The following is a 24,218-nucleotide window of genomic DNA, read 5'->3' on the forward strand; positions in this document are numbered from 1 at the left end:
ATGGCAGAGCTGATCGGTATTACTCAGCGGGCACTTGAGGGGAAGAGAGTCAGGGGCGTCATCCCAGAGGGTGTTTGGAAAAAAATCGACAGCAGAATTTTCTATAGCATCAGGAGATATGAAGCATGGCTGGAGGGGAACTGGGGCTACCCACTGGAGTCGAGTTCATCGGGAAGTCAATCAGGATCCGTTTTACTATCAACGGAACTCGTAGATCCGAGACCCTTGCGCTCCCGCAAACCGCCAAGGGCGTCAAAACAGCATCCGATCTACGTACTAAGGTAATTAGTCTATCGAAACTCGGGGTTTTAACGGATCAGACTTATTCTGAGCTTTTCCCAAATACGACGTATGTCACATCAAGCCATGACTTGACATTCAGCGAATTCGCTCAGTCATGGCTAGATAGACTTGAAGTAGTCAAGCCAACAAGAGAAAACTATAGAATAAAGCTGAACCTCTACTGGATGCCTCATTTCGCAACAAGACCAATAAGTTCTATTAACACCTTACTAATTCGGGAAAAAATAGCGAAAACGCGCTGGAAGAGTCAATCACTCAAAAGGATAGCCATCTCCGTCTTGAAAAGACTGTTAAAAGCAGCTGTTATTGATGGAATTCTGGAGAAGAACCCAGCAGATCCAATCCAGCTTCCAAAGAATAGCAATAAACAGGTAGAGGCATTTTCGGCCGAGGAGGCAAATAAAATAATTGCCTGGATGTATGATAACCTTCAGGATCGAGCAAAGATCTTCGGAGCCTTCTTTGAGCTAGCATTCTATACAGGAATGAGAACTGCCGAAATCATGGCTCTTAAATGGAGCGAAATTGATTTCGAAAAGAGAACCGCATACATCTGTAGGATTATCTCAGGAGGTTCAGTTGAAGAACGGACAAAAACCAAGAAATCGCGTACAATTATGCTAAACAGTAGAGCAATTGGTGCGCTTGAGTTCATTAAAAACTTCAAGCAGGAACGATCGAAAAGAAAGATAAAAATGGTGCACGATTCGCCATTTGTATTCCAGCCATCTAGCGCTGCGGAATATATAAAATGGCCTACAGTCCCGGGTCACCATTTCAAAGTCGCGCTAAAAGCTCTTGGGCTACCAGACCGCCCCCAGTACAACTGCAGGCACACCTATGCAACCATGTGCCTCATGGCCGGTATGGCGCCCGCTTTCATCGCTGGCCAGCTTGGCCACAATGTCCAGATACTTTTGTCTACCTACGCAAAATGGATTGGCTCCTCAGGGGACTGGGGAGAGCTGGACAAGCTTGAGGCTCGTATAATTGGTACAGAATAGGTACAGGCTATTTTAGGGCGTCCCGTAAGCCTCTGTGAATGGCGCCCTACGTGCCGTTTTGTACAGTCTCATTGAAACTGCTCAATTCAGAGCTATGGCTGCGCTCACAGGCGACGAAGCATATAAAGAACCCGCACAGCGACGAGCCAACGTATTCAAGAATGCCTATCCGCTCCATCTTGTAAAAACGCCGACAGGATTGCAGATCCAATTTTCGATGATAGGTGCGCCTAATGCATACTGGACAGACACTTACCCTGTCACCGTCGATTGCCAGGTTAAGGGGAAAACAGTATCAATCACAAATCGTGATGCTTATAGCAAAAAGCCACTTGCTGAGCGCATGATTCTAAGACTTCCAGTCAGTAAAACCCCCGAACGCTGCGATGTTTCAGTACATAGCAACGTACAAGTAGAGATATATTCGCAAACCGAATTCAAGACGCTCAATTCATTCAGCGAGGACATCATCACTCTGTCGCCGACTGCATCCTTACAGGGAACACTGACAGAAGAAAATATACTAAAAGTATCTCCCGCCCAAGGCGAAAATGCTCAGGCGGGTGAAGCCAGAGCCACGTTCGACATCAATCGAGACGTATCAAGTGCTGAGCAAGTTGCATTCATAATTCACACGACCAGAGACTCACAGCTTGGTATTATTCTGGAAGGAAAAAATGGAACTAGGGCTTCGAGTTACTACCCGATTCTTAAAGCAGGACGTGACAATATTGTCATATTCAATAAGCTAGGCTTCAACAATGGCGCAGAGTTAGACAAGCATATTGCGAAAATTATGTTTAGATTCTACACCAAACCTAACACCGCCGAATTCGAGGTAAAGGTAAAAGAAGCATCTGTAATACGAAACACAACCAACCTCGAAAGCTTCTTGAAGCGAAATAAAGACGCTCATTTCCCTCAGCAATAAAAAATCCGCCATCCTTGGGATGGCGGATTCCTTATCCCTTATTCGAGCCGCCGTTGTTGATAGACCCAGTCAACGATATCTCCATCCGGGTTATATCCACTCACTGTCTCACGCAAAATCTGCCTCACACGCCCAAAATCTTCATTTGACAAAGCTGTAAGCAACGAATCCAATTTACTCTTTAGCACTTCCCAGCTGATGAAATCTTCTGCAGCCCTCATGATCATTGGGTGCGGAGTGGCGGTAACATTATCGCCAATCAACAGCTCTTCATAAAGTTTTTCACCTGGACGCAAACCGGTGAACTCAATCGCGATGTCACCGTGCGGGTTCTTTTCAGACCTTACACTAAGCCCAGACAGATGAATCATTTTCTCCGCAAGCCTGGCGATCATCACTGGCTCGCCCATGTCCAGCACGAATACATCCCCCCCCTGCCCCATGGACCCAGCCTGGATGACAAGCTGAGCCGCTTCGGGAATGGTCATGAAATAACGGGTGATATTCGGGTGCGTGACGGTGAGTGGCCCACCTGCCTTAATTTGCTTGTGAAACAGCGGAATTACAGAACCAGAAGACCCTAAGACATTGCCAAAACGCACCATAGTGAAACGGGTCTTATTGACACTGGCTACATTGAGCGCATTTCCATAGAGGACCGGGGCGACTTCACGGCTCAGCGCTTGGAGGACAAGTTCCGAAAAACGTTTCGTACTCCCCATCACATTAGTGGGGCGCACAGCCTTGTCGGTAGAAATTAGCACAAAATTCTCAACATTCGCCTGCAGCGAAGCTTGGGCCGTGCATAACGTCCCCATGACATTATTGAGAATACCTTCGGCGATATTGTGCTCCACCATGGGAACATGCTTATAGGCTGCGGCATGGTAGACCGTATTTACGTGCCACATGCACATCAAATCGTAAAGCTGCTTCTGGTTGCGCACCGACCCCAGGAACGGTAATACCCGTATCGGCAAGGCTTCGCGGTTAACGCGCTGCTCAAGCTCACTCAGGATACTGTAGAGATTGAATTCACTGTGCTCGAACAATAGCAAGGTGCGGGGGTGCAACGATAGAATCTGGCGGCATAACTCAGAGCCGATCGAACCACCCGCACCTGTAACCATTACAACTTGACCGGTGATGCAGCGGGCCAATAACTCACTTTGTGCCGGCACGGCATCACGCCCCAACAGGTCGGCAATGTCAACTTCCTGGATATCATCCACCTTGACTCGACCGCTAGCCAAGTCCATGAAACCAGGCACGCTGCGAACATGGAGTGGAAAGTTTTCAAGATACCCAAGCACTTCTCTACGACGGGCACGACTGGCCGAGGGGATTGCCAGCAGAATTTCATCTGCTCCGGTGAGATCAATCATCCGTTGCACATCATTGCCACGAAAGACCTGCAATCCAGAAATCACACGGTCAACCAAACTTTCATCATCATCGATGAACGCCACTGGCTGCATCATTCGCCCCATGCGCAACGCCACCGCCAACTGGTTGCCAGCAGCACCCGCACCATAGATGGCCACTTTTGGTAGTCCGTTATCACGATTGGTGAACGGTACGTGCTGAGTCGCAGCAAACCAATCACCGAGAAAATACTGGCGCATTATCAACCTTAACCCGCCGAGCAAGACGAGGCTGAGCCACCAATAATTGAAGATGATTGAGCGTGGCACAACAATTTTGTGATTGCTGTACCAATACACGATTAATGCTAGGACGAGCGCTGACAGACTCACGGCCTTAAAAATGACAATGAGTGCATCGTTACCAAAGTAGCGCATGACCGCTCTGTACATGCCAAAGCGAACAAAAATCGGGATCGCAATGATAGGCGCAACAGCAAACAACCATAAATGGGTGAACACGGGGTTGATCTCTTCGATGCCGAGCCTGACGACAAATGCCAGCCACATCGCGATCCAGACCAGGAAGACGTCGGTGACCACCTGTATCGCCCTCTTATAGCGACGCGGCAGTGACAACATCCGTGATCTCAATTTATCCATTGCCCGACTCAACCTCACATGAACATTTCACTCGTCCCCGTCCTAGCGTGGCGGGAGAATTAATTTTGTCACTTTACAGCAGGCACGCGCATTAGGGCTTTTCCACAGTACCTGCCTTGTAGACAACCGCCAAAAGGCAAAGTGGCACATAGGCAATCAAGATGCCAAACAATCCGCTCATCCACCCCAGCGCTACCGCAACGGCCAGCGGCAGCAACCATAGGGTGTTGATGGCCAGGACACCTAGCGTAACCGGCAAATGGCGACCGTAACGACGCGAGGCGAACTGGTATCCGTGACTGCGGTGTGCCTCATAGACTTTTTCACCCCGACCCAATCGACGGATTAAGGTGTAGGTAGCATCCACCACAAAGACTCCGAGCAGTATCAGCCAGCTCCATAACAACGACGGGCCAGACCAGGCAGCCTGTAGCGCCAGAGCGGCAATGATCACACCCAGAAAGCCGCTCCCGGCATCCCCCATGAAAATGCGCGCAGGAGGGAAGTTCCAGATCAGGAATCCGGCTACCGAAAAGGCCAACAATAATGGAATACCTGCCAGCATCGCATGGCCTGTCAGCCAATAGACCAAGGCACCTCCCCCACACACGCCGATGGCCTCGACACTGGCGATGCCGTCAATCCCATCCATGAAGTTATAGAGATTCAGCATCCAGACAAGGTACAGCAACGCCAGAATATGGCCCAGCCATCCCAATTCGACGGTGTGGCCAAACATGTCAACGGGAGGAAAGCCACCGGTCCAGAACAAAATCCATACCGCAGCCGAGAAATGCCCAAGTAACCGCCAACGTGCGGCGATATGCCCGTGGTCATCCAAAAAACCGAGTAGTGCCACACCTGCGCCAGCCCCCAACAAGGCTACGCCCCAGCCGTCAGCAATCCCGCCGGTAGAAAGCATCCACACCAATGCCGCCAGAAAAGCCAGCACAATCGCCACACCTCCTCCCCTTGGAGTGGGTTGCGTATGGGAGCTACGGGCATTCGGCACGTCTATCAGCTTGCTCGCCAGTGCATAGCGACGCAACGCCCAGGTCGCAACGAACGAAAACGACAAGACCACCAAGCAGGCAATCGTCCAGATCATCATCAGAATGGAAACCCTTGTTCAAATTCGGCGCATTTACCAGTCAGGTATTTCGATGCACCGGCAGTCATCCGCGAGCCTTTTGGCGGGAGATGTATTCACGGCCAGCTTTTCGCAAACCTTCGAGAGTGTTTTCGCTGGACTGCCAGCCAAGCAAACGATATGCCTTGGAGGCATCGACCTGCAAAGAGCCACAGAGTTGTTCATACATTGCAGCTTTGCCCAACATGAGTAGTGCGAGCCTAAGCAACCCCACCGGGAAGGCAAACAGAAGTGGGCGCTTGCCCATGCCCTCTCTCAGAGCCATTATCATCTGCGCTGTGGAAACATCCTCCCCATCAGCGACCAAGAACAACTCACCTGCGGCGCGGGGGTGTTCAGCGCACAGGACGAGAAAATCAACTATATTCCTACGGGAAATCAGACTCCGTGCATTGTTGACGGTGCTCAGCGGCAACGGTAGACCACTCGCAACAAGCTTCAGTAGACGGCCGAAGTTACCAGGAGCATTGTCGGCGTAGATCAGAGGTGGCCGGACAATAACAAGCTCCATACCCTTGCCCTCGAGCAACGCCATCAACTCTTGTTCCGCTTCATATTTTGAAACCGCATAGGGGGCATGCGGCCTGGCCGGCGAATCCTCGATGAAGGCCTGCTGAGAAGTGCTGTTACCGTTTACACCAATAGAACTGACAAACACAAAACGCTTTACCCCGGCGTCAAGTGCACGGCAGGCCAATCGAATGGTCGCGTCTCGGTTGACCTCACGGAACGCCGTTAGCGGGTCAGCAGCCGTGTCATCCAGCATATGCGCGCGCCCGGCCAGATGAATGATGCACTCCACGGCCGGAAAGCCATCGACAAATGCTGTGGGATCGGAAAGATCGGTTTCAATATACGTAACTTCGGGCAATCGTTCTTCGATCCGCCGCACAACTGCAACCACGCCATGACCGGCTCTCACTAGTTCACGACACAAGGCCGACCCCACGAACCCAGAAGCCCCGGTAATCATGATTTTTTTCATTCTGGCCTTCCACTGCCAAGCCCCTGCACGACCTTGCGCGCTAGCTTCTCATAGGTGTAGTGCCCCAGCACCGCATCATGCCCCCTACGCCCCATCGCCCGGCGCTCATCCGCGCTCAGCGGCAAGAGGCAAGATATAGCAGCTGCAATATCTTCTGCAGAATCCGGGTCGGCAGAAACACCGCAGTCATAGTCCCCCACCGGATCATTTCCAGCTTTGCAGGCAAAAATGACGGGTAAGCCGACCAGCATGTAATCCCACAATTTGTTGGGACTGACGCCAAAGCGAAAGATCGGTTCAGACTTGAGAGAGATGTAACCCGCCGACGCCAGCTTGAGAGCAGCCATCACCACTTCCTTGGGTTGCTGCTCGAAAAACTCCACCAAGCCGCTGGCGTCCTGCGAGGCAATTGCCTTTAACTGCTCTTTGCGCTCGCCCTTGCCCACCAAGATGATCCTGACATCAGCCTCACGCTCGGCCAGCAACTTGGCGGAACGCACCAACCCCTCGAGTGCGTTGGGTTCGCCGTGGGCGCCCGCATAGATCACGACGAAGGTACCTTGTGCCCTAAGTGATTTCACATGCTGAACGAAACCACTCTCATGCACGGCCAGATCAGGCTGGGCGTCACTGCTGTCTACACCATTCGGGACCCACATGAACTTACCAGCCGCAAGCCCTTTGCTAGCCATATGAGGCTCAGCGCAGGGTAGCAGGCTGATGACTTTGTCAGCCCGAGCATAAGCGAACCGCTCGATCCAGCCGGTAACGCGCACCAAGGGGTTGCTGGCTTTCAGCCCGCCCAACTCAATCAGGCTCAAGGGCCAGATATCGCGCACCTCGAATACGAATTTCGCCCGGAGCAGTCGAGCGGCCAACCAGCAACTGATTACGCCAAATGGATGGGGCGAGGAGTAGATAATCGCGTCCGGACGCCCCCGTTTGAACGCCTGACCGATGCAAAATGGCAACAGCATCACGGCAAACATCAGCATCGACAACATTCGGCCCAAACCATTCCCCAGATAGCGCAAGGTCGGCACATAGACGTACTCGGTCCCATTCACGTCGGCTGTCCCAGTGCGCTTTTCATCCGGCTCAAGTAGATGGTGATAACCGGCGGAGATGACCACCGAACGGTGCCCTGCTTTATTCCAGAATTTGGAAAAATAATACGGTCGCCAGTAACGACCGACTCCAGGGCCACCAGCGTAGGGATGCACATACCAGACGTTCATGAAACTCGATAAACCTTGTGTGGGTATTCAGGGTGCGAAGCGTTACAGTTTGGCCAAGTACTCCGCAATCCGGCCTGCCGCCTGACCACCGCCATACAGTTGGCCATCGTCCTGCACCTGCTTGCCCAGACTTGCGCTGGCTGCGTCAACGATCTTGTCGCGGTCCGCTCCCACCAGAATATTCGCGCCACAGGTTACCAGTTCGACCCATTCAGTCTGGTCACGCATCGTGACGCAAGGCTTACCAAAGAAGAAGGCTTCTTTCTGAACCCCGCCGCTGTCGGTGAGCACCAGACCAGCGCGCTGAAGCAGCCAGATCATTTCCAGGTAACCAACAGGGTCGATTACTTGGACCTCCAGCTTGAGTCCTAGACGCTCGATGACCCCTCGGGTACGCGGGTGCAAAGGTAGAATGACAGGGGCTGCATTGCGCTGCAGTAAGTTCAATGCTTCCACGATCGAGGTGAGACGGGCAGGGTCGTCAGTATTTTCCGCACGATGCAAAGTCGCAAGAATGAAACCGTCCTCAACGGAAATCCCCGACGGGGCACTAGCACGCTGAGCAAAAAATAGGGCGCTGTCCTGCATCACATCGCCAACATTCAGGATTTTTACCGGCTTGTGCTCGAAACCTTCACTTTTGAGGTTATCGATAGCCACTTGGGTCGGGCAGAACAGAATGTCGCTGACCTGATCGGTGAGGATACGGTTAATCTCTTCAGGCATACGCATGTTGAAGCTGCGCAGCCCCGCTTCGATGTGTGCAGTCGGCACATGCAGCTTGGACGCAGCCAACGCACCCGCTAACGTGGAGTTGGTGTCGCCATAGACCAGCACGCGATCAGGCTGTTCTTTCAAGATGACGTTTTCGATTTCCATCAGCATCCGACCGGTCATCTGCCCGTGGGTGCCGCCATGGATGTCCAATTGGTAGTTGGGTTTCGGAATACCAAGCTGCTCAAAAAAGATATCCGACATGTTGGCATCGAAATGCTGGCCGGTATGCACAATGACCTCTGTCAGTGCAGGCTGCTGCATAATTGCCTTGGAAACCACGCTTGCCTTGATGAACTGAGGGCGTGCACCGATAATGGTTAGGACTTTCATTCAAAATCTCACTTGTTCAGTAGCTCGGTATAGAACTGCAGTAGCTTGCGCCCTTCTAGATCCCAGTTATAGCGCTCGTTCACAGCGCGCTGACCATTACGGCCCAAGGCTGCGGCTTCCTCTGGGTGAGAAACTAGGTAGTCAATCGCCTCTGCAATGGCTGTCGGCTGCAACGGGTCAACACAAAGCCCGCAATTACTACCCTCGATGATTTCCCGCCAAAGGGGGAAGTTCGAAGCGATGACCGGAATACCCGACGACATATACTCGAACATCTTGTTTGGTTGGGCATCTATGTGGTTAGGCAACGGATGAAACGTCACCAAACCGGCCAAGGAACTACCCAACACGTCCCGAACCTCTTCGCGGTCCAACTGCCCATGCTCGTTGACTGCCTGCCAACCCCTAAGTGTTTTCGCTTCGCGTTCAACGTCAGGCTCAGAAAATCGGCCGACAAGGTTCAACCTCGCTCCGGTCTTCACCAACGCCAAACTGTTGATCACCTCACGAATGCCACGAATGGACGTTATACCGCCCACATAACAAACTTCGTTTTTTTTGTGGGTCCAAGGCACCATCGCATCCAACTCCCCCAACATCGGGAAATTATTGACATCCAAGACATTTTTATTGATATTCTTAAATTTGTCTCGAATATGCGGTGTCGCAGTGAGGATCGCATCCAGCTTTCGGCAAGCATATTTCTCATAGCCTGAAAACACGCCCGCCACAATTCGCCTCGCCAGAGGGTGCAAATACGGCTTACTCAGCAATTGCTTGGGGACATCTTCATGGGAGTCGAAGATCACTTTCTTGCCATGCTTTTTCAACCTGACACCGACAGGTATCAATTCAGGATCATGCAGCTGATAGATATCGGCCTGCAAGGCCAGCGCACGATCATGGACTTTACGAGTAGTCTTGAAGATCCGATTCAAACGACCAGATAGTTTGCCGACGTCAATAATACGCACGCCGTCCTTGACCTCGTCACCCTTTCCATCAGCCACGATCAGGCACACCTCGTGCCCCGCCTGGGCCAATGTCCTGCATTGCTTGCGGAAAATACGAATATCGTAGCGCGAGTGAACCGATGTGAGGTGAGCAATTTTAGACATGCCTGTTCCTTATCCGTCAGGAATAGACATTGATACGACGCCCCAACAGGCGCTGCACCAGCAGTTGAATTTTCTTTGCGCCCTGCTGCCGCGAGTCCCAATTTGCAAAGTCGGAATACTCGTGAATCGGCGCCTTCATCAAAGCCTCGAACTGCGCCTGTGTAATACGCATTTTTTTGCAGAAGTACTCGATATCCAGTTGAAGCTCAGCCGGATCATAAAGAGGTTCTGCAAGCTTATGTTGGGCTTCGTCTCGAGTCATCTGCCCAGAAAGAATCATGCTAGAGTAGTGGAGTTTGCGCTTATCATAACCAAACTTGGTAGGCAGATAATAATTTTGGAATAACTTGGTAAAAATAGACTCTCCATGCTTACGCGCATAGGACCGATAGCCTATTGTTTCCTGCAGGTAGGCTTCAGCCTTGGCCTTATCATAGTTCATGAAGTTCAAGGGCCGAACCGTGCGCATGCCTTTGACGAACGGGTACCAGAAGTAGTATTCAAAAAAGCTGATGGTCTTATAGTCTTTCAGCGGCCGCTCACCATACTTCTTATGAATGGCTTTCAGATTGATCGCATCCATCGCACTGCCGTGCCATGTATCTGGAAACACCGCTTCAGTTGCGAGATTTCCGCCACTAAGAATATATTTGATATTATTCTTGACCGCAAAATGATACATACTTGCAAAGAAGGCATGATCCTGCGGCACATCTTGGTTAGCGACGGCCGCTTTCATGTAAGCAAGTTGTAAGTCACGAACTTCTTCCCAGTTCATCACATGCGTGTGCAGGTCATAACCGCAGTGCTTGATGATTTTTTCGATGTTGCTAACAGCCAGTTCACTGTTCCAACCTGCATCCACATGCACCACCAATGGACGCAGCCCCAAGTCTTTGACTTTCACAGCAAGATAGGAACTGTCCACACCGCCGCTAAGACCAATGATACAGTCGTAGTCTTTGCCAGCACCTTCATTCTTAATCTGATCGACAATCTTCTGCAGGCGCTGTTCACCACTGCCATCGGAGAACAATTGCTTGGACTGGACGTTGTCAAATTTATGGCAGTGATTGCACACTCCCGCATCATCGAACACGATTTCAGCGTCAGATGTATCCATGACACAGCGCGAACAAACCTTCACCACTCCCAACCTCCTGAAACGTTCTCATTGGCCTGTCTGTTGAGGTGCCTCACCAGCAGACCTGAATTTTGTTGTCAATCAAGGCAGCGGCCCGCCCCAAAGCAAGGGGCTCTCCAGTCCACGAGACTGCCTTTCAGAAATTTCAAATGCGCTTACCCGGCATTCAACTTGTTGATGTCCGGGTAACTGATCAGTACGGCACGATGCTTGCCGTGGAACACAAAAAGACTACCTGCGGCCACAGCCGAAACGCCGGTACGGTCAAAAAGGTCGGTCAGATCGGCCATAGAGCCTGCGCCACCGCAAGCGATGACAGGCACGTGTACTTGCGAGACAACGCTTTCGACCAGTGCGGTGTCAAAGCCCTTCTGCGTGCCGTCTCGATCTACCGAGTTCAGGAAAATTTCGCCAACACCTGCCGCCTCAAGCGCCTGCGCCCAGTCCACCGGGGAGCGCTTGGTATCTTTCATTCCGTTGTCGGAGTATACAGAATAACCGCCCCAGAATCCCTTACGACAATCCATGGACCCAACGACACTCTGTGAGCCGAATTTGTCGGCAATCTGCCGGATGAGCGCCAAGTTGGCGAAAGCCGCTGTATTGATTGAAATTTTCTCGATACCTAGCTTGAAAATTCGCTCGGCATGGTCGAGGGTCTTGATCCCGCCCCCGTAGCAAATAGGCATGAAACACTCACCCGCCACCTCCGCGATCAGCTCGTAGTTCGGCTCACGGTTAAGCCGGGAGGCCTCGATATCGAGCAGCACCAACTCATCAACTTCCTTTTCGTTGAAGATGCGTATGGCGTTGATGGGGTCACCCACATACTTGGGGTCTTTGAACTTCACGGTCTTGACCAGACCGCGATCTTGGATTAACAAACAGGGAATAACGCGTTTCCTGACCATTAGACCAGCTCCACGAAATTCTTAAATAGCTGCATGCCAAATTTGTGACTTTTTTCCGGGTGAAACTGAAAACCGAAAATGTTTTCCTTGACTACCGCCGCCGCAAATTGCTGATCGTAGTTTGAGGTCAGCAAAATATTCTCCACCTGCCGAGGCACCATATAATAACTATGGACGAAGTAGAACCGACTCATTTGGTCTATACCGGTCAGAATGGGGTGCTGCCGCTGCGGCGTGACTTCGTTCCAACCCATATGGGGCACTTTACGGCCCTCTCGCTTCTCGAAAAGAACTACATCCATATCGATCCAGCCAAGACCAGGCTCTTGTCCTTCTTCGGAGCCATTGCCCAGCATCTGGCTACCCAAGCATACCCCCATCACGGGCTTGCACTTGTCTAACGCCTGTTCGTTAAGCACCTCCACCAAGCCGCTGTTCCGCAGTGTCTGCATACCAGCATCGAAAGCTCCAACACCCGGCAGAATGAGTTTGTCTGCCTGTTGAATGTCTTCCGGACTGCTGGAAGCCTTGGCATTCGCGCCCACGCGCTTCAGCATGTTCAGGACCGAAGCAATGTTCCCCACACCATAATCAACAACAACAATCACTTGACATCTCCCTTGGCGCAGTGGAAGGACATCCAGAAATAAATGAAATACATAGCGGCATAGCCCACTGAGTAGAGCCACAACACCGCATCCACGGTCACTGGCAATGTAAAGCAGGCGACTGTCAACACCAACAAAGCCAACTGCCAGAACAAATCCAGATTCTGACGTTGGGCAATATAAATCGTATAACTGAGTGGGCTAACAATAAAGCGCATGTAAAAAAGTGGGATCATCAATACGGCGTAACGCCCCGACTCTGCCCAGGCCTCACCAAATATAAAACCAAACGCCCACTCACCCACAAACCAGAATGCAATGAAGGGAGGTAGCGCCAGCAACGCCAGCAATTTGAACGTTTTCAAGAAAACGCTTCGGCAACTCCCAGTATCCCGAAAGTCCCGAGCGGCCTGTTCTTTGAACACATCAAGGACTGAGGCAGCCAAAAGCGAGATCGGCGCCCCCATGATCTTGAGCGTCAAGGCAAACCAGCCCGCACTCTCGCCGCCGAATTTTGTCGCCAATAGAACAACCGGAATTTGGCTTGCGACTGTATTGATCAGATCGGCAGGCAAGGAAAATTTCGGGAAGTTCATAAACTGTACCGCCACTTGGCGAACGGCTCGAGACGGCGTGGCGGCACAGGCAACGAACAACGGCTTGCCCACCCAGAATGCGGCCAAGACAGTGGCCACCAGCACACCCCATAATTGGCCGTAGATCAGCCCCGAAACTCCCCCTACGAGATAAGCAGCTGAAACCTGGCCAATGGCAATGCAAGCAGCAAGACTTACGCGCGCGCCCCCTAATCTATTGAAGGCCTGCTGAAAGGTGAGCAATGACAGGACCAACTTGTTTGCACCCAACCCCAGGGAAACCAGCGCCAGCGCCAACCAGAACTCACCGACCACGCCAGGCATCGAGGACACGAACTGCTCGGCCAGGACAACCCCCACAGCGACTACGACCGACACTACCAAAATGAGCTGCAGCACTAGCTTCACCACGGCATGGAATTCGTCATTGCCTCGTGTGGAAAAGATTGCCAGTTCATATCGCCCGGTGACCACGACAGCAAAGATGGTGGCGAACGAAAGCCATACGCTAAATGCCCCCATTTCCGCTGGAGAGTAGAGCCGGACCAACAACAGTGTGACACCAATAGTGATCAATTGGGCACCCAGCGTACCTGCCAGCACACGCACAACTCGATTGATGAATACCGCTCTCATGGCACTCTCTTCAATGACAGCTTGAATGGGAAGGAGATGAGCACCAAGAACATCAACATCACGAATACTCCCGACCCCAAAAGCACAGTCAACAACGATTGTTCAAGGATTTTCGTCGTAAATAGCAAGGCAACCGGAATGGCCATGAACGCCCGGTATCGTGAAAAAAGGAAGTTCATGAGTATGACGATGGCCGCCACCACCAACGACTCCACCCAAACACCCAGATAACCCGCCTGCATGTAAGCAATCGCAAAAAAATTCACATTCGCATTCATGCTAGGATTATTATAAATCTCGCTCCCCAACCGAAACGTCAATGTTTCCGCACGCCCCTGGCCAAAGAAGACCCCCAGCAACGTATCACTGTAATAATTGGAGCCGAACTGCGTCACAAATTGATCCACCGCGCCTAACAAAGTAGAAGGCACGATAAACGCGCGCCGCAACAGGTAGTCATTCAGGTACGAATATCCTAATACCTCATGCTCCAACGCCCCCATCAGCAACAAGGCGAGTAATGCACCGACGATCCAAGAAACACTGACCCGACCAAATTTCCGAAAATACATCATTAGGCCGTAGATCAGAATGAGCACTATAAACGGATACTTCTGCCCAAAAGCCCCCCACAACACCAACGCGTTGAGCACACCCAGAGCGACATAAAGCCATTTCCGTTTGTAGACCCCCCAGGCGAAGAGCACAGGAAAGAAAGCCTGAGTACCGATTGAAGACAAGTAGCCATTGACGGAGCCTGCAGCAAACACCTCTCGCGCAACCGCGCGACGAAGATATTGCCCAGCATAATCGAGCGAAAAATAGCCGGCGCTTTTTAAAAAAATAAATGTCAATACGGCCAGATTGAGCACCGATAGCAGTATCAATACTCTACGACCCTGGTTCTCACGCTGCCCATCACTGCGGGGCAAAAACCTGATCTTGTTGGCGGTGCCAATGAGCAAAATGCCCAAGGCCACCGCCAACGGTACGCCCGACCACGGTTGGGCATCGGGCGAAAATTGATTGGCTCCATTGAGTACAAGTGCGTGTGGTACCAACACCACGATCAACAAAGTCACCAATAGGTCACCCGGTCTACGGATGTCACCACCGCATAATACTGCGCAGATAAACGCCAGCACAAGCAGGTATGGATACAGCCCGAAATTGGCAGTCTTCTTTGCCGCTCCCATATACTCATAGAGAAAAAATATGTAACTATTATTCACCCACACTACCGCAGAGAAGTAGGCGAATAATAATAGGGTATTCAGCAGGACAGACCTGTCGATCCGAGCAAGTATATACATGCGTCAGTTCGTCAACGCAGCACAAATGGTATCGATGGACGCCTCATCCAGATAAGGGTGCATAGGCAGACTCATCACGCGAGTGGCAATCTGATCGCCAACCGGCAACATGCAGGTTTCATCCGCAACTGCGGGCTGCTTGTTGAGAGGGATCGGATAATGAACGGCAGTCGGTACACCTGCTGCTTGCAGGCGCTTCTGAACGGCATCTCGCTCGTCCACTTGCACGGTGTATTGAGCGTACGCACTGACGTTGCCAGCTTCGATGAAGGGCGTGCTATCGACCCCCGCCTGCTTGAGCACTGCGTCGTACCACCCCGCCACCTGCTGACGCAGGGCAATTTCCTCTTCGAAAATCTCCAGCTTCGGCAACAAGATAGCCGCCTGCAGCGTATCCAGACGACTGTTCACCCCTACTCGAATATGGTGGTAACGTCGGTCTTGGCCATGACGCGCAATTTGACGGAGAACAGTGGCCAGCGCCTCGTCATTAGTGAAAATCGCGCCACCGTCACCGTAGCAACCTAATGGCTTACTGGGGAAAAAGCTTGTGCAGGCGATGGTGGTGAGATTGCACGAGCGCTTGTCTTTATAGGACGCACCAAAGCTCTGCGCAGCATCCTCAATGACCGGAATGCCGTATTTGGAGGCGATTGCATTGATGGCATCGAAGTCCGCGCATTGGCCATACAACGAAACCGGAATGATCGCTTTGGTCCGCGGCGTAATGGCCGCTTCAAGCAGCTTCGGATCAAGATTGTAGGTGCGAGGGTCGACGTCTACGTAAACCGGCTTAGCCCCCAACAATGCGACCGTCTCGGCCGTTGCGATGTAGGTGAAACCTGGCGTAATGACTTCATCCCCTGGGCCGATACCCAAGGCCATCTGTGCAATCTGTAGGGCATCAGTGCCATTTGCACAACTGATGCAGTATTTGGCGCCTACAAAAGCAGCGAGGCGCTCCTCGAGCACTTGTACCTCCGGCCCCAGAATGTACTGACCATGGCTCAGTACCCGTTGAATACCGGCGTCGATCTTATCCTTGATGCGCGCCTGCTGACACTTCAGGTCAATGAACTCAATCATCTCAAACACCTACCTTGTCCAAGTTACTTCCATTCAACACGTAGCGCGCGCCTGTATGAGAACAGACAGCCTCACCCTGATCGCTCATTTGCAGTTGTTCACCGAACTCACTCATCCACCCAATCTGACGGGCAGGGACCCCTACCATCAGCGCATAAGCCGGCACATCCTTGTTGATGACTGCCCCGGCACCCACAAAGGCGTACTCACCGATGGTCACACCGCAGACGATGGTGCAGTTGGCACCTAGTGTCGCGCCTTTTTTCACCAACGTATCGCGGTATTGGTCCTTGCGCTCAATAAGTGAACGGGGATTGTAGACATTGGTAAACACCATGCTCGGTCCACAGAAAACCCCCTCTTCCAAGGTTACGTTGTCATAGACCGAAACATTGTTCTGAACTTTGCAGCGATCGCCGATCACGACCTTGTTGCCGACAAAGACATTCTGGCCGAGCGAAACACCTGCGCCGATACGGGCACCGGCACAAACATGGACAAAGTGCCAGACACGGGAGTTTTCACCGATTTGCGCGCCCTCATCGACGATGGCGCTCGGGTGCTGGTAGTAATTCATGGCTTCAGACTCACACTGGACTGAGGTTGGTCGAATGCACGTTGCAACTGCCCAGCCGCAAAGTGCCCATATCGCGTTGCCCCCACTTCATTGAGGTGGTGACTATCGCGATATATAAGCAAACCTTGCTGATAGGGTGCCGCGGCGAAAAAGGAGCTGTCGGAAAAGTCCAAGTAGCGCACACCTGGCGTGCGGTCGACGATGCTCTTGACTTGCTGATTGGCAGACTGCCATTCACGATTGAGTGTCAACGGTGCAGGCAACCCGATTTCAGTGAAACGTCGGACTCGCTGGACATCCGTCTCGAACATCGGCACCTGAGCTAGCACTACAATCTGTTTATGGGCGTTTGCAATGTCCTGGAGAAAATCAGCAAGGGCTTTGGCAAATACCGGACTCTGCATCTGGTACTGCCACATACCCGCGATAATCACCCGGTCGACCTTTGGTAACTCACGCGCTACCGCTTCGATTTGGGCACGACAAGGTTTTTGAGCCCACCCCGGCAGTCGCTCCAGATCAAATCCTGGAATCGGTACACAGCTACTGGCCGTCAGCACGCGGTACGCCACGCCCTGCTCTTGACCAACCTGGTCGAAGAAGTAATTCAGTTGGGCTGCGTGACTGTCACCGAGCACCAGGACAGAAACCTCTGCTTGCGGTTTGCCCCTCTTGCATTCCCCGACCTGCGTACCATGACAAATCAGCTCGGGAGGCGCATAACGCGTCAACTCAACAGGCAGAGGCGCCACGAGCGAGGCGTTCACACGCGGCCCACCCCAGATCATCAACACCACCAACGCCAAAGCCAAGCCCCCTCTGCGTACTTGGTGCAGCATGCCGGTGGCGTTTCTCGCCGGTGTTTCTATGAATCGATAGGAAAGCCACGACAACAGGAAAGCGCTTGCCACAAACGTCAACAGCCACCCTGGCGTAAGCTCGTACTGCCCCGTGTAATAGCGGATAAACGCGAGAATCGGCCAATGCCACAGGTACAACGAATAGGAAATTCCACCAACCCAGACCAAAGGCTTGGTGGCCAACAATGAATTAACAGGGCCACGCCTTGCTGCAATCAGCAGCCCGGCACCAACACAAGGCACGACGGCCCAGAAGCCAGGAAAATACTGTTTATCAATGGCCACAAATGCCCAGATCAGCAGAATCGCTCCGCCAAAACCGAACACCCTGGCAAGCACAATTGGAAGCTCGCGCTGGCGCATCAGCAAGGCAACGGCAGCACCGACCATGAACTCTGGCGTTCGCGCCACAAGAGAAAAGTACTGGGCAGCCTGTGCATCGCCGAACGAGCTGTAGGCGCTCCAACCGAACAGCCCCACTGCCAAGAATGCAAATGCCGCGAGGTGAAAGCGCTTTGGGACACATACGAGTATCAGCGGGAAAAACAGATAAAACTGCATTTCAATAGCTAACGACCACGTATGCAGCAGGGGTAATTCATCAGCGCGTGGTGCGAAATAGCTGCCAAAACCAGCGAAATAGTGATTGCTGAAAAACAGCGCCGAGGACCTCAGGCTTTCCTGAAAGAAAGAAAAGTCCGCCGGCAGGAACAGGACCGTTGACAGCGCACACACCGCGACCATCATCGTGAAGTACGCTGGGAAAATGCGTTTGATACGACTGATATAGAACGCCGCGAGATCGATTTTCTCGCTCCGTTCGGTCAATAAGGCAGTAATGATGAAGCCTGATATGACAAAAAACACATCGACACCGACGAAGCCGGCCTTCAGCCAGCCGCTATTGGCGTGATAGAGCAAGACTGCGAGTACCGCAACGGCACGCAAACCCTGGACATCAAGCCGGATACTGCGCCCTGACCGCTGCGCCTCCATATCGTTCGGCTTTTGAAAATTTTCGTTCGACACGCTGACTCGCGATCCTGCTGTAAACCTTGAGAACGGGTGACTGAAAGCCACCCGTATGCATCATCCCATCAGCGGTACAGTGCCTGAACGAAGGGATGGGCTTCGCTGTTCGCAGCCGTGACAATCGCTGCACTGCGAATGGTGTTGACCGTCTCAACACAATGGCGAGCATCTTCAATGCCATAGCCTCGACCAGCCAGGATTTCCTCATAGCTAGTGGTATGCAGGTCGGTGAAACCTTCGGAGAATTCCATCTCCTCTCCGTTGACTGTGATCGAACGGTAGGTCGGCTTCTTGCCCTTCACCGACTCAGGCAGATCGTTGGCATCCACCGACAGGAACCAGCGCACGCGCGCATTTTCATATTCCAAGTAGCCAGCGGCTTTGTGCTCGGAAGTGAAGTGTACGACGTTACGCTGCAGCTTGCCGAAAATGAAATGCAGCATGTCGTAAAAGTGAACGCCGATATTGGTGGCTACACCGAACGACTTGCGCGGGTCACCTTTCCAGCTCTGCAGGTACCACTTTCCGCGCGACGTAATATAAGTCAGATCAACTTCGTACTTATGTGGATTGTTTTCTCGGGCTACTTTATCTTTTAAAGCGAGGATCGCCTGGTGGTGACGCAATTGTAGGATGTTATATAGGCGCTTACCAGTTTCTTGCTCAACTCGTGCCAGCTCGTCCAACTGCTGAGGCGTCGGTACCAACGGTTTTTCGCAAATGACATCGCACCCCAGGCGCAGCCCTGCGGCGATATGAGGGTGATGCAGGTAATTCGGCGAACAGACCGATACATAATCCAGCGCGGTCGCCGCGTCACGCTTGAGGCCGTGAGCGTGATCAAGGAAGAACTCAAACTCAGTAAAGAATTCGCTCTGTGGCGAAATGCTGTCAATAATGCCGACCGAGTCATTGATATCGTATGCGGAGACCAAACGGTTACCGGTATCCTTGATGGCGCGCATATGCCGAGGAGCGATATAGCCGGCGGCACCGATAAGAGCAAAATTTTTCATAGGGATTCCTTTGAAACGGATAAATCCGCTCAGTCCTCACGGCATGAGCGGATCAATTTGCTGGTGATGCCGATCAGGCTTTGATGATGTGCGAAGCCGGAGCGCGATACTTACCACGACTGTCAATGATCAGCTTTGCCTTTGCCTCGATCAGGGAATAATCAAATTTATCGTGATCGGTGGCCAAAACGACAGCGTCGAAGCTTGCCAGGTTTTCGGCCGTCAACGGCTCACTGCTCAGCTCGAAGTGGTGTTCACGCATCTTAGGGAAGACCGGTACATGCGGATCGCTATAAGCCACCACGCCCCCCTTGGCCTCGATGAGTTCCATGATCTCGACAGAAGGCGACTCACGCATATCGTCGACGTTCTTCTTGTAGGCAATGCCCAACACTAGCACTCGACTACCTTTGAGCGCCTTACCGGACTCATTCAAACCGTCCATCAGCTTGCCCAACACATACTCAGGCATGGCCTGGTTGACCTCACCGGACAATTCGATGAAGCGGGTATGCAGGCCATACTCACGTGCCTTCCATGTCAGATAGAAAGGGTCGATCGGGATGCAGTGGCCGCCCAAACCAGGGCCTGGGTAATAGGGGGTAAAGCCAAAGGGTTTTGTAGCTGCAGCATCGACCACTTCGAAGATATCGATGCCCATGCGATCAGCGACGATTTTCATCTCGTTGACCAAACCGATGTTGACCGCACGATGAATATTCTCCAACAACTTGGTCATCTCTGCGGCCTTGGTCGAGCTAACCGGCACGACGCGATCGATGGCCTGCTCGTAGAGCGCGATGCCGACCTCAAGGCATTGAGGGGTATGACCGCCAATCACTTTCGGAATGGTACGAGTTTCAAAATTAGGATTGCCCGGATCTTCACGCTCCGGCGAATAGACGAGGAAGATGTCCTGCCCAACGACCAAGCCACGCTCTTGAACACGAGGCAGCAATTCCTCTTCGGTCGTGCCTGGGTACGTCGTGCTTTCCAGCGACACCACCTGTCCTGCGCGCAGATAAGGCTTTAGCGCGTCAGTGGTATTGATGACAAAACTCATGTCCGGCTCGCGATACTTGTTCAGCGGCGTAGGCACGCACAGGATCAAGGCATCACATTGGCTGACACGCGTAAAATCGACAGTGGCCTCGAAGCCTGTTTCACGTGCTTTGGCGATGCTGGCCGCCGGGATGTGCTCAATATAGCTTTCTCCAGCATTCAGCTTGCCGACCTTGACCTCATCGATGTCGATGCCCAGCACGTTGAAACCAATAGCGTTGTATCGCAGCATCAGTGGCAAACCGACATAGCCGAGCCCTACGATACCAATCAAGGCCTCTCGGCTTTTGAACTTCGTTACCACTGCCTTCATGTCTGTCATTCTTCCCAACTCACCTTGAATTTTCCTGCCCGTCTCCACGACCGCTATAACGGGGTATTCGAACCTATCGATTCATTCGTTAGACGAGCGAATCCTTTCCGCTACACCACGCGCCCATCACACGGTGCCGCATAATCAAAGAAGCGCCCACTAAAGTCCGATCAAAAATCTACCTTACCGGCGCCAAAATGAACATCCAATCATAGGGGGTAAGGCCTCAGCGATCCATAAGAGATTTTTAGAATCATCCTAAGGGTTGAGACCGCCCCCCCATGAAATCAACCAATATTGCGTCGAAAGGAACGAATCTGCGAGGTTCAAGCTTGCAGTCCTTTTGCGTCCACCCCTGTCTGTTAGGCGCCATTCGTCACCCAGGCGTCAGCATCCGACATTGCCGTTAAGGCCAAACACAACGTCGTGGACCTGCCTAATCTCGCCGCACTCGTGCCTGCCAGAGATGAACAATCAAAGCCAAGAATCCACCCAGCAATACACCGAAAATCGCTCCCAGGGCCACAATCATTGGCTTGTTGGGCTTAACCGGTCGATCGGGAGATTCCAATGCACCATCTTGGCGATACACTTGAACAACACTCGGTTCAACTCGCAAGGAGCGATAGAAATTTAAAGACTCCTGCTTCTCACGCAGGTTTTCAATAAACGGATCATCAGAAGTACGGCTGCGCAGATTTTTGATCTCTGCCTCCAGCGCGTTGGCACCCCGCATATAGGTCAACGGTCCATCCATATCCGCGGATACCTCGCTGGAAGGCCCATAAGAAATGATCGGCGGTTTTTCCAATCCCACAGAGCGCGCAACCCTGAGCGCCTCTGTCAACTTTGCAATTCTATCCTCCCGTTGTTTTCGCGCACTTTCACGGGACGCCCTTACCAACTGCTCAAGATTATCTGCCTTGACCATCGCATCCGCACGAGCATCCTTAATAATCTCGGCCTTGGCCTGATCACCCGCCATTTCCACATAACGGGCAACCCATTCTGAGGCCTGCCGCGGGTCTGGAAGTTGCGCCATTACGAAAAAGCGATCCGGCGCATCCTTGCTAACCACGCCCAGTGTCAGAGTTTTCTTAAACTGGTTGTACAGCGAATCTTGAGAGCCGCTCCGCCGCTCTTCGCTCAAACTAGGGATATAGTACTTACGAAAAAACTCCCTGCGCAGCGATTCCGATTGAAGCGTACGTGAGTAGATGCCTGAAACATCCTTTATTGTGAACGGTTTTAGCTCGCTTTTCCCACCACGCCCATAATTGAGTGGTGCAATATCATTTTGAGACGGAGCCTGCACAAAAACCTTGGCTTCATAAATTGGGGTCGCTAGCAGAACATACGCCAGTGCCATTACTGTCACTACAACTGCCACTAAAATGATCAGTAGCTTTTTCTTCCACAACCCCTCGATCAGCTCGAACAGATCAATCTCATCCTCAGCTTCACCACTCAGGCGCTCACGTTCACTGCGCATTTATTCTATTTTTCCTCTGATCCGTCTTAGCTATCGCACATTCCTAGGCAGGCGACAAGCATACCGGCCGCCCCGCTTCACGCGTGGTGCCAATTTACCAGTATGCTCGTCGGACTTCACGCCTTAAGCGTTAATCAATGATAGAAGAGGCTCTTCAGAAAAAGTTCCCGGAACTCCGATGAGAATTTGCCGAACCGCCAAACGGTCACGGGATCGAGACAGTTAGCGCCTCATTCGTCGCTTCGTACGCTCGCTGAAGCGCTCCAGCCAATGCTCGCTTAGCACGCTCCTCGCCATGCACGAGCACTACTTCCCTCGCGGCACTCCCCTGCCCTCGTGCAAAATCGACCAGTGCTGCCTGATCCGCATGGGCCGAATAACCCTCCAAACTCATCACTTTCGCCCGCACTTCGTACATTCTGCCGTCTAGGTCAATTTGCACAAAACCTTCTGCCCCCTGACTCGCTTGGATGACGGCACCGGGTGTGCCTTTTGGCTGATAACCGACAAACATCACTTCATGTCTGGGATCGCCCACCATAGCCTTGAGGTAATTGACGATGCGCCCGGCGGAGCACATGCCATTACCGGCAATCACGATAGCGGGACGTCCCGTACTTTTAAGGTAATTGACCACTTGCTGATGTTTGGCGTGTGTATCCACGCATATCAGTTGTTCAAAGCTCAAGGGGTTGCGGCCTTCATATAAACGTTGCCGGGCTTCGGCGTTCCAGAACTGATGCAGGTCTTGGTACGCGCGGGTAATGCGCTGGGCCAGGGGCGAATCGAGGATGATGGGGAGTTGCGACCAATCAAGGGGATCACTCCCGGTATTCTCGCTGCGGGGCGCGAGCAGGGCTTTGCGGTGCAGGATGTCTTCGAGCTCGTAGAGCAACTCTTGGGTACGCCCGAGGCTGAAGGCGGGGATCATGAGGGTGCCGTGATCGGACAACGCGCGATCAATGGCCGCTTCCAGTCGTTGCTGGCGTTCGCTGCGGTCAGCATGTAGGCGATCGCCGTAGGTGCTTTCGAGCACCAACACGTCCGCTCGCTCTGGTGGCTGTACGGGCTTGAGCAATGGATTATGCGCAGCACCCAGGTCTCCGGAAAATACGACACGCGTGCTGCTGGGCGAATCCGCTTTACATACATCGCACTCGACATAGGCAGAACCGAGCAGATGCCCGGCGCGCTGCAGCCGGATGCGGCATACGAGTCCTTCTCGATCTACGATGGTGTGCCATTGTTCGAAGGGTACGGGGGTTATCAATTTCTCGAGGAATTCCAGGTATCGCTCGACCTGGGTAGGCTCGGCAGTGACGCTGAGCTTATAGGCATCTTCCAGCACCAAGGGTAACAAGCGCGCAGAGGGCTCGCTGCAGATGATCGGGCCGCGGTAGCCGGCGGCGAGCAAGGCGGGAATACGCCCGACGTGGTCTAGGTGCACATGGGTAACGATCAGCGCCTGGATTCCATCGATGGCGAAACCGAGCGAAGCGCTCTCACCTTTCAGAGCGGCATCACCGCCCTGCTCGAGGCCGCAGTCGATCAACAGGCTGGTCGCGCTGTCGATGTGAAGTTGATGGCATGAGCCGGTCACACCACGGATAGCACCGTGGTGTGAAAGCGTAGGGAATTGCATGCTGCTGAACCTCCAAAGTCTGAATTGAAGCGCGCTATTACTTCATTCATTCAGCTGGAGGATACAG

The 24,218-nt window shown here is 52.5% G+C and carries 20 protein-coding genes; 2 read left to right on the forward strand and 18 right to left on the reverse strand.

The window, feature by feature from the left end:
- Nucleotides 1-125 precede the first annotated feature (125 nt).
- Together DQ397_RS05840 and DQ397_RS05845 are read left to right on the forward strand one after the other, a co-directional pair.
- Nucleotides 126-1,307 carry a site-specific integrase gene (locus DQ397_RS05840; protein ID WP_043206569.1) on the forward strand — a complete coding sequence of 394 codons (1,182 nt, stop codon included), beginning with the start codon at nt 126-128 and terminating at the stop codon, nt 1,305-1,307.
- Between the two features lie 58 nt (nt 1,308-1,365).
- Nucleotides 1,366-2,238: a hypothetical protein gene (locus tag DQ397_RS05845; RefSeq protein ID WP_148921507.1), complete on the forward strand. Its 873-nt coding sequence runs from the start codon at nt 1,366-1,368 to the stop codon at nt 2,236-2,238.
- Nucleotides 2,239-2,276: 38 nt separating this feature from the next.
- Here DQ397_RS05845 and DQ397_RS05850 read toward each other — a convergent pair whose 3' ends face one another.
- The 18 genes from DQ397_RS05850 to DQ397_RS05935 all read right to left on the reverse strand — a co-directional run bounded on the left by DQ397_RS05850 (nt 2,277) and on the right by DQ397_RS05935 (nt 24,151).
- A complete protein-coding gene (locus DQ397_RS05850; RefSeq protein ID WP_043206570.1) occupies nt 2,277-4,265 on the reverse strand; it encodes a nucleoside-diphosphate sugar epimerase/dehydratase in 1,989 nt (662 codons plus the stop codon).
- A gap of 91 nt (nt 4,266-4,356) precedes the next feature.
- Entirely contained in the window at nt 4,357-5,376 is a 1,020-nt protein-coding gene (locus DQ397_RS05855) for a glycosyltransferase family 4 protein (protein ID WP_043206571.1), read from the reverse strand.
- 64 nt (nt 5,377-5,440) lie between these two features.
- A complete protein-coding gene (locus DQ397_RS05860; RefSeq protein ID WP_043206572.1) occupies nt 5,441-6,388 on the reverse strand; it encodes an NAD-dependent epimerase/dehydratase family protein in 948 nt (315 codons plus the stop codon).
- Between the two features lie 8 nt (nt 6,389-6,396).
- Nucleotides 6,397-7,638 (reverse strand): glycosyltransferase family 4 protein, encoded by a 1,242-nt coding sequence (locus tag DQ397_RS05865; protein ID WP_043206574.1) that lies wholly within the window; start codon nt 7,636-7,638, stop codon nt 6,397-6,399.
- Between the two features lie 42 nt (nt 7,639-7,680).
- Nucleotides 7,681-8,745: a non-hydrolyzing UDP-N-acetylglucosamine 2-epimerase gene (gene wecB, locus DQ397_RS05870; RefSeq protein WP_043206575.1), complete on the reverse strand. Its 1,065-nt coding sequence runs from the start codon at nt 8,743-8,745 to the stop codon at nt 7,681-7,683.
- Between the two features lie 8 nt (nt 8,746-8,753).
- Nucleotides 8,754-9,863: a glycosyltransferase family 4 protein gene (locus DQ397_RS05875; RefSeq protein WP_043206576.1), complete on the reverse strand. Its 1,110-nt coding sequence runs from the start codon at nt 9,861-9,863 to the stop codon at nt 8,754-8,756.
- A 16-nt stretch (nt 9,864-9,879) separates the two neighbouring features.
- Nucleotides 9,880-11,013, reverse strand: coding sequence for an N-acetyl sugar amidotransferase (locus DQ397_RS05880; RefSeq protein ID WP_043206577.1), 1,134 nt, complete (start codon nt 11,011-11,013; stop codon nt 9,880-9,882).
- Between the two features lie 149 nt (nt 11,014-11,162).
- A complete protein-coding gene (locus DQ397_RS05885) occupies nt 11,163-11,918 on the reverse strand; it encodes an AglZ/HisF2 family acetamidino modification protein (RefSeq protein WP_043206578.1) in 756 nt (251 codons plus the stop codon).
- On the reverse strand, nt 11,918-12,526 hold the full coding sequence (gene hisH / locus DQ397_RS05890) for an imidazole glycerol phosphate synthase subunit HisH (RefSeq protein WP_043206579.1): 609 nt from the start codon (nt 12,524-12,526) through the stop codon (nt 11,918-11,920). Before hisH ends, DQ397_RS05885 begins: the two co-directional genes overlap by 1 nt.
- Nucleotides 12,523-13,758 (reverse strand): oligosaccharide flippase family protein, encoded by a 1,236-nt coding sequence (locus DQ397_RS05895; RefSeq protein ID WP_043206580.1) that lies wholly within the window; start codon nt 13,756-13,758, stop codon nt 12,523-12,525. The genes hisH and DQ397_RS05895 overlap by 4 nt, the downstream gene beginning before the upstream one ends.
- Entirely contained in the window at nt 13,755-15,071 is a 1,317-nt protein-coding gene (locus DQ397_RS05900) for a polymerase (RefSeq protein ID WP_148921508.1), read from the reverse strand. Before DQ397_RS05900 ends, DQ397_RS05895 begins: the two co-directional genes overlap by 4 nt.
- Before the next feature lie 3 nt (nt 15,072-15,074).
- Nucleotides 15,075-16,157, reverse strand: coding sequence for a DegT/DnrJ/EryC1/StrS aminotransferase family protein (locus DQ397_RS05905; RefSeq protein ID WP_043206581.1), 1,083 nt, complete (start codon nt 16,155-16,157; stop codon nt 15,075-15,077).
- Between the two features lies 1 nt (nt 16,158).
- Nucleotides 16,159-16,734: a UDP-2-acetamido-3-amino-2,3-dideoxy-D-glucuronate N-acetyltransferase gene (gene wbpD / locus DQ397_RS05910; RefSeq protein ID WP_043206582.1), complete on the reverse strand. Its 576-nt coding sequence runs from the start codon at nt 16,732-16,734 to the stop codon at nt 16,159-16,161.
- Entirely contained in the window at nt 16,731-18,590 is a 1,860-nt protein-coding gene (locus DQ397_RS05915; RefSeq protein WP_043206675.1) for an acyltransferase family protein, read from the reverse strand. The genes wbpD and DQ397_RS05915 overlap by 4 nt, the downstream gene beginning before the upstream one ends.
- A gap of 101 nt (nt 18,591-18,691) precedes the next feature.
- Nucleotides 18,692-19,642, reverse strand: coding sequence for a UDP-N-acetyl-2-amino-2-deoxy-D-glucuronate oxidase (gene wbpB, locus DQ397_RS05920; protein ID WP_043206583.1), 951 nt, complete (start codon nt 19,640-19,642; stop codon nt 18,692-18,694).
- A 73-nt stretch (nt 19,643-19,715) separates the two neighbouring features.
- Nucleotides 19,716-21,026: a UDP-N-acetyl-D-glucosamine 6-dehydrogenase gene (gene wbpA / locus DQ397_RS05925; protein ID WP_043206584.1), complete on the reverse strand. Its 1,311-nt coding sequence runs from the start codon at nt 21,024-21,026 to the stop codon at nt 19,716-19,718.
- Between the two features lie 427 nt (nt 21,027-21,453).
- Complete coding sequence (locus DQ397_RS05930) at nt 21,454-22,509, reverse strand: LPS O-antigen chain length determinant protein WzzB (protein ID WP_043206585.1); 1,056 nt, start codon at nt 22,507-22,509, stop codon at nt 21,454-21,456.
- 205 nt (nt 22,510-22,714) lie between these two features.
- Nucleotides 22,715-24,151 (reverse strand): MBL fold metallo-hydrolase, encoded by a 1,437-nt coding sequence (locus DQ397_RS05935; protein WP_043206586.1) that lies wholly within the window; start codon nt 24,149-24,151, stop codon nt 22,715-22,717.
- Nucleotides 24,152-24,218: the final 67 nt, after the last annotated feature.

The organism is Pseudomonas sp. CK-NBRI-02, from assembly GCF_008124495.1.
Lineage (GTDB): Bacteria > Pseudomonadota > Gammaproteobacteria > Pseudomonadales > Pseudomonadaceae > Aquipseudomonas > Aquipseudomonas guariconensis.